The organism is Actinomycetota bacterium (assembly GCA_035536535.1).
Classification (GTDB): Bacteria; Actinomycetota; JAICYB01; order JAICYB01; family JAICYB01; genus DATLNZ01.
Genome location: DATLNZ010000088.1, coordinates 22082 through 32005, shown reverse-complemented (window position 1 = coordinate 32005; position 9924 = coordinate 22082). Strand labels below are relative to the sequence as shown.

Genomic DNA, 9924 nt, shown 5'->3' with positions numbered 1-9924 from the left:
GGTGAGCCCAGCACAGGATCTCCATCTCCTCGTGCTCGGTCGCGAGGCCGACCGCCCGGTCCAGCTCGCGCTCTGCCTCAGCGAACCTGCCCAGCCACGGCAGGACGCGTCCGCGCTGCATCACCTGCCAGATGTACGGGCTGGACCCCAGGTGCTCGGATCCGATTCGCAGGTCGCTCGGCACCCGTACGAGCGCGGAGTCGGCCGCCTGCACCGACTCGTCCAGCCGGCCCATCTGCCAGTGCCAGATGCTGAGGTTCACGGCCGCGGCCATGCGCAGCCCCCGCAGTCCCGTCTGCTCGGCCAGGGTGGCGGCGGCGAGGCTGTGCTCAAGGGCCTCCTCGACGGCCCCCGCCTGTCCCCGTGCCCGGGCGTAGACGAGCAGCAGCTGGGCCAGCGACCTGGTGTCGCCAAGCCGTTCGGCGAGCAGGCGTCCTTCTTCGAGCAGCTGCGCCGACTGCTCAACCGACACACCCAGCCGGGAGCCGGAGTTGAGGATGCCGACGCAGGAGTCAAGGGCCAGCCTGTCGCGCTCCTGCCCTTCGGGAATGGCCGACATCTGCTCGCGTGCCGCCCACCAGTGACGCAGCGACGCCTCAGGGTCGTTGACGCCCGCCCAGGCCGCGGCTCTGGTCTGCCACCGCGCGGCAAGCGCCGGCTCCCCGGCCTCGGTCCAGTGGTAGGCGAGAAGCGCCGCGAGCTCGTCCAGGCGGTCGGGCTCGAGGTCCTCGATCGTCCTTGCGGCGGCTGCGTGCAGCCGGGCGCGGGGCTCGGTGAGCTGCGACCTGTAGGCAACCTCCTGCGTCAGCCGGTGGCGGAAGGAGAAATCGCCGGGCCCGCGCTCGTGGACGAACTCAGCGCGGCGCAGGATGTCCAGCGAGGACGCGAGCTCGTGGTCGTCGAGGTCGCAGATGTTGCGCAGCACGGACTCGGAGAACTTGCGCCCGATGACCGAAGCCGCCCGCAGCACCCATCGTTCCCTTTCCTCCAGCCGGTCGATGCGCGCCGACAGCACGGCCTGGACGGTGGCCGGCAGAGCGGTGTGATCCACCGGCGCCACGAGCTTGTACGAGCCCCAGGATCCGACCAGGGCTTCCGAGTCCACCAGCGCCTGGACGAGCTCCTCGGCAAAGAAGGGATTGCCGCCGCTGCGCACCTGGATGTGCTCCGGCAGCCCGTCGAGCGACGGGTCGTTGCCCAGCCTGTCGATGAGCATCTGCACGATCGCTTCCGGTCCAAGAGGCCGCAGCTGGACCTGGTGTCTCAGCCACGGCGCGCTGTACAGGTCCGGACGGAAGTTCACGAGCAGAAGCGTCCGGGTGCCGGGGACGGCGTCCACCAGCTGCTCGATGAACGTTTCGCTGCCCGGGTCCAGCCAGTGCACGTCCTCGAGCAGGACGACCGCCGGACCGCGGTCGCTGCGCGCGCGCACCAGCTGTCCTAGGACCCCCGAAAGCTGGCGGTGCCGGACCTCTCCCGGTGCGTGGGGGGCCGGCAGGTTGGGGTCCGGGACGCCGAGAAAGTCGAATACCAGCGGCAGGACCTCCCGAAAGCGCTCCCCCAGAAGCAAAAGGCTTCCGGCGATCTTCTGCCGCGCGGCAACCGGGTCGTCGAGGTCGGCGATGCCGAAGTACCCGCGCAGCAGCTCGAGCACCGGCGCGAAAGGCACGGCCTTGCCGTGCGGTATGGCCTGCGCCTCGATGATCTTCAGCCCCCGGGCCCTGGCCCGCTGGACGACCTCGTAGCAGAGGCGGCTCTTGCCCACGCCGGGTTCCCCGACGACGCCGACGACCTGGCCGGACCCCTCGACGGCGCGCTCCAAGGCGGACTCGAGATCCTCAACCTCGGCCTCGCGTCCGACGAACCTGGAGAATCCGCGTGCGCGGGCCCGCTGAAGCTTTGTCCGGACGTCGCCTCCGGCCGACAGCTTGTACGCATGCACCGGCCGCGGGACGTCGCGGATGTTGAAATGGCCGAGGTCGTCCAGGCCTACGTAGCCCTCCACGAGAGCCGCGGTCTCCGACGTCACGAAGATGCTGCCCGGGTCGGCCAGCTCCTCCATGCGGCGGGCGAGGATGACCGTGTTGCCGGCCGCGGTGTAGTCCAGGCGCAGGTCGTCGCCGATGGCTCCGACGACGACCTCTCCGGAGTTGACCCCCATTCGGACCGTGAACGAAAGCCCCTTGTCGCGCCGCAGGTCTCGGGCGTAGCGGTCCAGTGCCTCGGCGAGGTGGAGCGCCGCGAAGCAGGCGCGGCTGGCATGGTCCTCGTGCGCGATGGGGGCGCCGAACAGAGCCATGATCCCGTCGCCGGCGTACTGGTTGATGGTCCCCTCGTAGCGCGAGACGCTCTGCAGGGCCAGCGCGAAGAAGTCGTCCATGATCCGGTGGAGCTCTTCGATGCCGACTTCCTGCGCCAGGCGGGTGAACCCTTTGATGTCGGTGAACAGCACGGTCACCTGCTTGCGCTCGCCGACCATCGCGCTGCGCGAGGTGAGGATCTTCTGCGCGAGGTGCGGCGGCGTGTAGCTGGCGGGGGCCGGTTGCGCCGTCAGGCTGCGTCCGCACTCGTTGCAGAACCTCTGTCCGGCCGCATAGGGGGTGCCGCAGCCCGGACAGGAAGGCCCGGCGCCCAGGCGGGAGCCGCACTCGCCGCAGAAGCGGGAGTCGGCGGGGTTGTCGTGGCGGCACGAGGCACAGATCTGTCCGGGCATGGGGTGAACGTACTGGTGGCTGTGGTGGGGGGCAACTGGGGTTGGGGGGGGGTTGAGGTGGTTGCGTTTGGTGCGTCGCGGTGGGGGGAGGGCACCGGGCGCCTCCGTCGCGGCCGCTTCGCGCCTCGCTCATTGGCCACGCCCTCCCTGCCCGGCACCCTCCCCCCACCGCTCCCTCACGCCACTCCCCACGCCCCCGGTGGTGGGGTTCTGGGTCCCGCTGGCGAACTCCCCGTCGAGCACGGCGCCTCGGCTGGTGCGACAGATTCCCTCGGACGGGATTCACTGTTGGACAGGAGTCCCGTTGCTCCTTATGCATAAGTGCAAGCCCTATACGGCTCGACCGGGAGGGGGTTCTTGAGGAAGGACGTTGTCCCGCCAGAGGGCACGTGGGTGGCAGAGCCATCGGTGGCCAGCCGGCTGACGTTGTCGGAAGTTGGGCCAGAGAGCGAGCCGACGGTGAGCAGTCTGGTGCCTCCGGTATTCGAGGCTTATCTACGGATCTTGCACCGGATCTCATTGGAAGAGGATCGCTGGGAGGAAATTCGCTGGGAAACTTTGGCCAAGCGGACAAAGGCCAAGATGCACCCGTTGATTTCCTTTGAGGAGGCCGCTGGTTGGGTTGATCGTCCGGCTCACGAGCGACCAGCACATGCCCTCGACGAGAAGCAGACCCTGCGCCTGGTCGAGCTTCTCGAGTCGTTCACGAGGACCCCGGAGGACTGCGTGTTCGCTCTGTGGGAGGGTTACGGCCCCACGTCCGTTCGCTACTCCTCGATGCCCAGAGTCCATCTGTACCGGCCCTGCGTCTTGTTTCGAGGCCCTATGGGGGCGATCGGTTCATTTCACTTTGAGGCACCCCAGGGAGGGCACGAATGGTGGGTGCCTCCCAACATGTGGTGGCCCTCCGACCGGTCGTGGTTCGTTGCCTCCGATCTCGACTACACATCCACCTTTGTCGGCGGATCGAGAGAATGCGTAGACACAATCCAGCGGGACCCCTCATTCGAGGTTTTCGAGGTTGGCCCGACCGATAGCACCTTCGGCTGCTGATCTGGGCTGCCAGACCGGGAGGAGAAGGTGGAGCATGGCGGGCGGCCACAGCAGCGAAGACGCCTCGGCGCTAGGAAGTCGTACCTTCTGCTGGTGACCAGGTTTTTGATTGTTCGGCACGCTGAGTCTGAGTGGAATGCGCTCGGGCGGTGGCAGGGGTGGGGGGATCCGCCTTTGTCGCCGGTGGGGCGTGAGCAGGCTGCCGCTGCGGTCTCGCGGCTGCGGGGGCTTCGGGGGGCCGTTGCGGCTTCCAGCCTCCGGCGGGCGCGGGAGACGGCTGAGATCATCGCGGCGGGGCTGGGCCTCCGGCCCCCTGAGATTCACGACGGCTTGCGTGAGATCGACGTCGGGGAATGGACGGGCCGGACGCATGCCGAGATCGCCCGGGACTACCCCGACGAGATGGCCGCTTGGCGGCAGGGCCGGCTGACCGGCTACCCCGGCGGGGAGGACAGGGAGTCGCACAAGGCGCGGGTGCTCTCTGCCCTTGCACGGATCGCTGAGGATCATCCGGATGAAGAAGTCCTCGTTGTCACGCACGGCGGGTGTCTGTCCAGCCTCGAGCGGATGCTGGACGTGTGGCCGGGCCGCGGCAGCGGCAACCTGGTCGGGCGGTGGTTCGAGGCGGCAAGCCCGCTCAGGGCGGTGGGGGAGAGGATCTCGCTACTCCCGGAACCGACCGAACCCGCCCCGGAGGCAAAACAGCCGGACCCCGTGTCGAAGGACCCTGACGCCCAGCAGGGCAGCGGGGAGCGGCTCTAGGAGGTCAGCTGCCGGGCGAGCTCCTGCGGGTCGGACGTCGGCAGCTTGCACACGTATCGCTCGCAGACGAATGCGGTGGGCGCCTGCGTCTCGCGGTCCTTTAGCAGGGCCACCTTCTGCAGGATCGGATGGTCCGGAGACACAGCCGGCCTCCCGGCGATCACCGCGTTCGGCAGGTAGGTCGTCCAGACCTGGCGGGCGAGCTCGCGTCCCGCGTCGGAGCGGAGGTCCCCCGTCAGGACAACCTCCTTCGGTGTGGACAGGTAGAAGTCCAGGGCGGCGAGCCACGTGGCGGCTGCCTGGGGGGCGCGGTCCATGTAGATGCGCGCCACGCGAAGCGCGTCCACGGCCGGGCGTGCGAGGTCCGGCTCGTCGAACAGCACCGCCAGGCGCTGCAGCACCAGGGACAGCACTGCCCCCGGCGACGGAGTCGCGCTCTCCGACACGTCCTTCTGGCGTATGACGAGCGCGTCGTCGCCCTCGGCCGCCGCGTAGAAGCCTCCGCCGCGCGGGTCGGCGAACAGATCGATCGCTTCACGCGCGAGGCGCTGCGACTCGTGCAGCCACCGCGGCTCGAACGTCGCCTCCCACAGTGCGAGCAGGCCGTCGGCCATGTACGCGTAGTCCTCGAGCAGCCCCGGGATGTGGGCTTTGCCCGCGCGGTAGGAGTGAAGCAGCCTGCCGTCGTCGCGGCGCATGCCGTCCAGCACGAAGGAGGCCGCGTCGCGAGCGGCGACGAGAAAGTCCGGACGGTCAAGCGCGGCCCCCGCCTCGGACAGCGCGGCTATGGCCAGTCCGTTCCAGGAGGCCAGGACCTTGTCGTCCTTGGCCGGCCGGACGCGCCGCGAACGGACCTCCAGCAGCTTGGCCCGCGCCTCCAGCGGCGGGTCGTCACCGCCGGCCGTGAGGATGTTGTGCCCCTCGAAGTTACCTTCGGGGGTGGCGCCGAACCATCCGGCCGCTTCGGGAGCCACAGCCATGAACTCCTCGTGGCTCCAGACGTAGAACTTGCCCTCCTCGCCTTCCGAGTCGGCGTCCTCGCTTGCGTGAAGAGCGCCTGTGTCGTCGCGCATGTCGCGCAGCAGGTAGTCGAGGGTCTCCGCGCAGATGCGCCCGTACAACTGGTCGCCGTGCGTCTGCCAAGCGTGCAGATACACGCGCGCCAGCTGTGCGTTGTCGTAGAGCATCTTCTCGAAGTGAGGGACCAGCCACTGGCGGTCCACCGCGTAGCGGGAGAAGCCGCCGCCTATCTGGTCGTAGATGCCGCCAAGGGCCATCGCGCGCAAGGTCGTGTCCAGCAGCCCGCGCATCGCGGCCCCCCGGGCCCTCGCGCGCAGGCAGAACTCCAGGACGGGGGACTGGGGAAACTTGGGGGCCCTGCCGAATCCCCCGAACTCGGAATCGTGAACGGACGACACCTGACGCGCGGCGCCCCAGAGCAGGGCGTCGGTCAGCGGCTCAGACGACGCGGCAGGGATCGACTGCGAGATGCGCTGGATGAGCTCGTTGCCCTGCGCGAGCAGGTCCGGCCGCCTGTTCACCCACAAATCGGCAACGTAGCGGAGAACCGTCCTGAAGGAGGGCATGCCGTGACGATCCTCGGGCGGGAAATACGTTCCGCCGATCATCGGGATGCCGTCCGGCGTCATGAACACGGTCATCGGCCATCCGCCGTGGCCGGTCATCGCCTGGACGGCGTCCATGTAAAGGGAGTCGACGTCCGGACGCTCCTCGCGGTCCACCTTCACGTTGACGCACAGCTCGTTCATCAGCTGGGCCGTTTCGGCGTCCTCAAAGGACTCGCGCTCCATCACGTGGCACCAGTGGCAGGCGGCGTACCCGATCGACAGCAGGATCGGCACGTCGCGCCGGCGGGCCTCTTCGAACGCCTCGTCGCCCCACGGGTACCAGTCAACGGGGTTGTTCGCGTGCTGGAGCAGGTACGGCGACGTCTCGGCCGCCAGGCGGTTGGGGCTCACGGCGGCCACCGTAGCCGACCCCAAGGCGGGCCGCGCCGCCTCCCGGACGTCCAGCCGGGGTCGGCTAGGATGTTGCCGCCATGACGACTACAGAACTCGCGCTGCTGCTCGCCCAGGGGGCGGGCAAGCAGCAGGAGAACCCCATCGCCGGCTTTCTTCCCATCCTTGTGATCTTCGGCGCCATGTACCTGCTGATGATCAGGCCCCGGCAGCGGCAGGTCCGCCAGCACCAGGCGTTGATGAGCCAGCTCAAGCAGGGCGACAGGGTGGTCGCCGCGGGCGGGATCGTGGGCACGATCCGGCGCGTGGACGACGACACCCTTTCGCTTCAGGTGGCCGACAACGTGGTCATAAAGGTGGACAGGGGATCGGTGGCAAGAAAGATCGAGGACGCGGGGTGAAGACCAGCCGCCACGTCATCTCGCTTGCGCTCGTGCTCCTTCTGGCGGGGTTCGGCGTCCTGATCCTGACCGTTTTCAATTGGCGTCCGAAGCTGGGCCTGGACCTTCGCGGCGGCCTGTCCGTGGTTCTCGCGGCCAAGGGCAAGGTCAAAAGCGACACCCTGGACAAGACCGTCGACATCATCAGCGACCGCGTCAACAGCCTGGGCGTAGCCGAGCCGGACATCTCCCGCCAGGGCGACCGCAACATCATCGTCCAGCTGCCCGACGTGAAGGACCCCGACGAAGCGCTGCGAGTCATCGGCAAGACGGCAGAGCTGCGCTTCCGCCCCGTGTTGGACGTGAAGTCGGAGGCCGACGCGGAAAAGGAAGGGGAAGGTTGGAAGATCTCGACGGAGGACGCGGCCGGCTCCGAGGTCTTCTTCACGGGCAGCGGACGGGAGACCAAAGGCCAGGTCTTCAAGCTCGGCCCGGCGGCCGTGCTGGGTTCGGACATCGACGACGCCATGGCCCAGTTCGACCAGACAGCAGGACAATGGCTGGTCAGCCTGGAGCTGAAGCGCCAGGGACGGGAGAAGTTCGCGGACATCACCCGTAGGCTCGCCCCCCCGCCCGGCCAGCAGCCGCAGAGCGCGCTGGCCATCGTGCTGGACGAGGGGGTGGTCTCGGCTCCCGTGGTCGAAACGGTCATCGAGGAGGGCGAGGCCCAGATCAGCGGCGGCTTCGAAGAAAAGGAGGCACGGGAGCTGGCGATCGTCCTGCAGACGGGTGCGCTGCCCATCACCTTGGAGCCGCAGCAGCACCAGGTCGTCAGTCCCACTCTCGGGAGCGCCTCGCTCAAGGCCGGTTTGATGGCCGGAATGATCGGTCTGGCCGCCGTCGCGATCTACATGCTGCTGTTCTACAGGCTGTTCGGGCTCGTGACCCTTTTCGGCCTGGGGATCTTTTCCGCGATGCTCATGGGCATCATCGGCGTGATCGGTGTCTGGCGCGGCTTCACGCTGACGCTGGCTGGGATCGCCGGGATCATCGTGTCGGTGGGTATCGCCGCCGACTCTTACATCATCTATTTCGAACGGATAAAAGACGAGCTGAAGGAAGGCAAGACCTTCCGCAGCGCCGTTGACCGGGGGTTCGCCAGCGCCATCAAGACGAACATCGCCGCCAACTCCGTGGCCTTCACGGCGGCGATCATCCTGTACCTGCTGGCGGTGGGACCGGTGCGAGGGTTCGCCCTGACGCTCGGGATCTCGGCCCTGCTGGACATCGCACTGCTGAAGTTCTATACGCACCCCGCCATCGCCCTGCTGTCCCGCAAGACGAAGCTCAGCGGCGCCGGCGCCGCCAGGGTCGGCATGAAGGAGGTGACTGCCGCCACATGATGCGAAGGCTTCGGCGCGGCGGGTTCACCTACGACTTCGTCGGCAAGACCAAGCGCTGGCTTCTGATATCGGCAGCGATCATGGTGCTCAGCATCGGGTCGCTTGCGGTCCGCCGGCTCAACCTGGGGCTGGAGTTCAAGGGAGGTACTTCGTTTCAGGTGGAGGCCAAGCAGGGGGCGACCGTCGACGACTTCGAGCGCATCGTCGAGGAGGCAGGAATCGACGAGCCGGTCGTTCAGAAGGTCGGACAGAGGGGCTTTCTGGTCCAGACGGAACACCTCAAGCCGGAGAAGCAAACCGAGGTGAAGAGCAAGCTCGCACGGGAGGCCGGGGTCCCCGAGGCCGAGGTGAACGTCACCGACGTCGGCCCTCGATGGGGGCAGCAGATCACCGCCAAGGCTTTGCGGGCGCTGCTGGCCTTTTTGGTCGTGGTGACGCTGTACATATCGCTGCGCTTTGAGCCGAAGATGGCGGGTTCGGCGCTCCTCGCTCTGGTTCACGACCTCATCGCGACGGCGGGAATCTACGCTTTGATCGGTTTCGTCGTCACCCCCGCGACCGTGATCGCTCTTCTGACGATCCTGGGTTACTCGCTTTACGACACGGTCATCATCTTTGACCGCGTCCGGGAGAGGTCGCGGAACCTGTCGGCGGCCGGCAAGCAGACTTACTCCGACATTGCCAACGAGTCGCTGAACCAGGTGCTGGTGCGGTCGCTGAACACGTCCCTGGTTTCGCTACTGCCGGTGGGAAGTCTTCTGTTCGTGGGGTCCTACCTGCTGGGGGCCGAGACGCTGCGCGAGCTGGCGCTGGCACTGTTCCTGGGAATCGCCGTGGGCGCCTACTCGTCGGTGTTCCTCGCCGTCCCCGTGCTGGCGGCCTGGAAGGAGCGCGAGACGAGGTGGTCGCAGCTGAGGGCGAGGATCGCTGCACGGCAGGCAGAGCCGTCCGGACCGCGGTTCATGACGACGCCGGCGGCGCCGGTCCAGCCCGCCGAGCCGGAGGCAGTTTCCTCCTCAGTGGGAACTCCTTCGGCCGGCCGGCCACAGCACCGCCCGCCCAAGCCGAGGCCGAAGAAGCGCAAGCGACGCCGCTGACGCCGTGAGCGAGTGCGCCGATCGCGTCCGGGCTTTGATCCGCGACGTGGTGGACTTCCCGAAGCCGGGGATCGTCTTCAAGGACCTGACCCCAGTGCTGTCCGACGGTGAAGCCTTCGCTTCCATCGTGGACGCATTGGTGGAGCGTTTCGAGCCGATGCGTCCCACCCGCGTCGTAGGAATCGAGGCGCGCGGCTTTATCCTCGGCGCCCCCGTGGCATACCGGCTCCGCGCGGGGTTTGTCCCGGCCCGCAAGAAGGGCAAGCTTCCGTGGCAGACGGAGTCCATCGCCTACGAACTGGAGTACGGGACGGAGAACCTCGAGCTTCACCGTGACGCCCTGGGTCCGGACGACCGGGTGCTGCTCATTGACGACGTCCTCGCCACGGGGGGCACCGCGGCCGCGGCGCTGAGCCTGGTCGCCCAGCTGGGGGCCGAGGTCGTCGGGGCCGGGTTCATCATCGAGCTGGGCTTTTTGAACGGGCGCTCGAAGCTGACGGGAGTCGAGCCCTACTCGCTCGTCACGTACTGAGCGCC

Annotated in this window: 8 protein-coding genes; 6 read left to right on the top strand and 2 right to left on the bottom strand. The window is 67.9% G+C overall.

Annotation, left to right across the window (positions count from 1 at the left end):
- A partial coding sequence (locus VNE62_06255; protein HVE91884.1) for an AAA family ATPase occupies positions 1–2713 on the bottom strand: 2713 nt, incomplete at its 3' end.
- A gap of 558 nt (positions 2714–3271) precedes the next feature.
- Between VNE62_06255 and VNE62_06250 the strand changes: the two genes are divergently transcribed.
- Complete coding sequence (locus tag VNE62_06250) at positions 3272–3766, top strand: hypothetical protein (protein ID HVE91883.1); 495 nt, start codon at positions 3272–3274, stop codon at positions 3764–3766.
- A gap of 27 nt (positions 3767–3793) precedes the next feature.
- Entirely contained in the window at positions 3794–4528 is a 735-nt protein-coding gene (locus VNE62_06245) for a histidine phosphatase family protein (GenBank protein ID HVE91882.1), read from the top strand.
- Here the strand turns inward: VNE62_06245 and VNE62_06240 are convergent.
- On the bottom strand, positions 4525–6507 hold the full coding sequence (locus tag VNE62_06240) for a thioredoxin domain-containing protein (GenBank protein ID HVE91881.1): 1983 nt from the start codon (positions 6505–6507) through the stop codon (positions 4525–4527). The genes VNE62_06245 and VNE62_06240 overlap by 4 nt on opposite strands.
- An 80-nt stretch (positions 6508–6587) precedes the next feature.
- On the opposite strand from VNE62_06240, the gene yajC reads away from it, so the two are divergent.
- Genes yajC through VNE62_06220 form a run of 4 tightly spaced genes read left to right on the top strand, consistent with a single transcriptional unit; the run spans position 6588 to position 9919 of the window.
- Positions 6588–6908 (top strand): preprotein translocase subunit YajC, encoded by a 321-nt coding sequence (gene yajC, locus VNE62_06235; GenBank protein ID HVE91880.1) that lies wholly within the window; start codon positions 6588–6590, stop codon positions 6906–6908.
- Complete coding sequence (secD, locus tag VNE62_06230) at positions 6905–8290, top strand: protein translocase subunit SecD (GenBank protein HVE91879.1); 1386 nt, start codon at positions 6905–6907, stop codon at positions 8288–8290. Before yajC ends, secD begins: the two co-directional genes overlap by 4 nt.
- A complete protein-coding gene (gene secF, locus VNE62_06225) occupies positions 8287–9387 on the top strand; it encodes a protein translocase subunit SecF (protein HVE91878.1) in 1101 nt (366 codons plus the stop codon). The genes secD and secF overlap by 4 nt, the downstream gene beginning before the upstream one ends.
- A 4-nt stretch (positions 9388–9391) precedes the next feature.
- Complete coding sequence (locus VNE62_06220; GenBank protein HVE91877.1) at positions 9392–9919, top strand: adenine phosphoribosyltransferase; 528 nt, start codon at positions 9392–9394, stop codon at positions 9917–9919.
- Positions 9920–9924 lie beyond the last annotated feature (5 nt).

What these genes read in the sequence shown, in the direction of transcription:
- yajC (HVE91880.1), top strand. Translation starts at nt 6,588, where the DNA reads ATGACGACTACAGAACTCGCGCTGCTGCTCGCCCAGGGGGCGGGCAAG.
- secF (HVE91878.1), top strand. Translation starts at nt 8,287, where the DNA reads ATGATGCGAAGGCTTCGGCGCGGCGGGTTCACCTACGACTTCGTCGGC.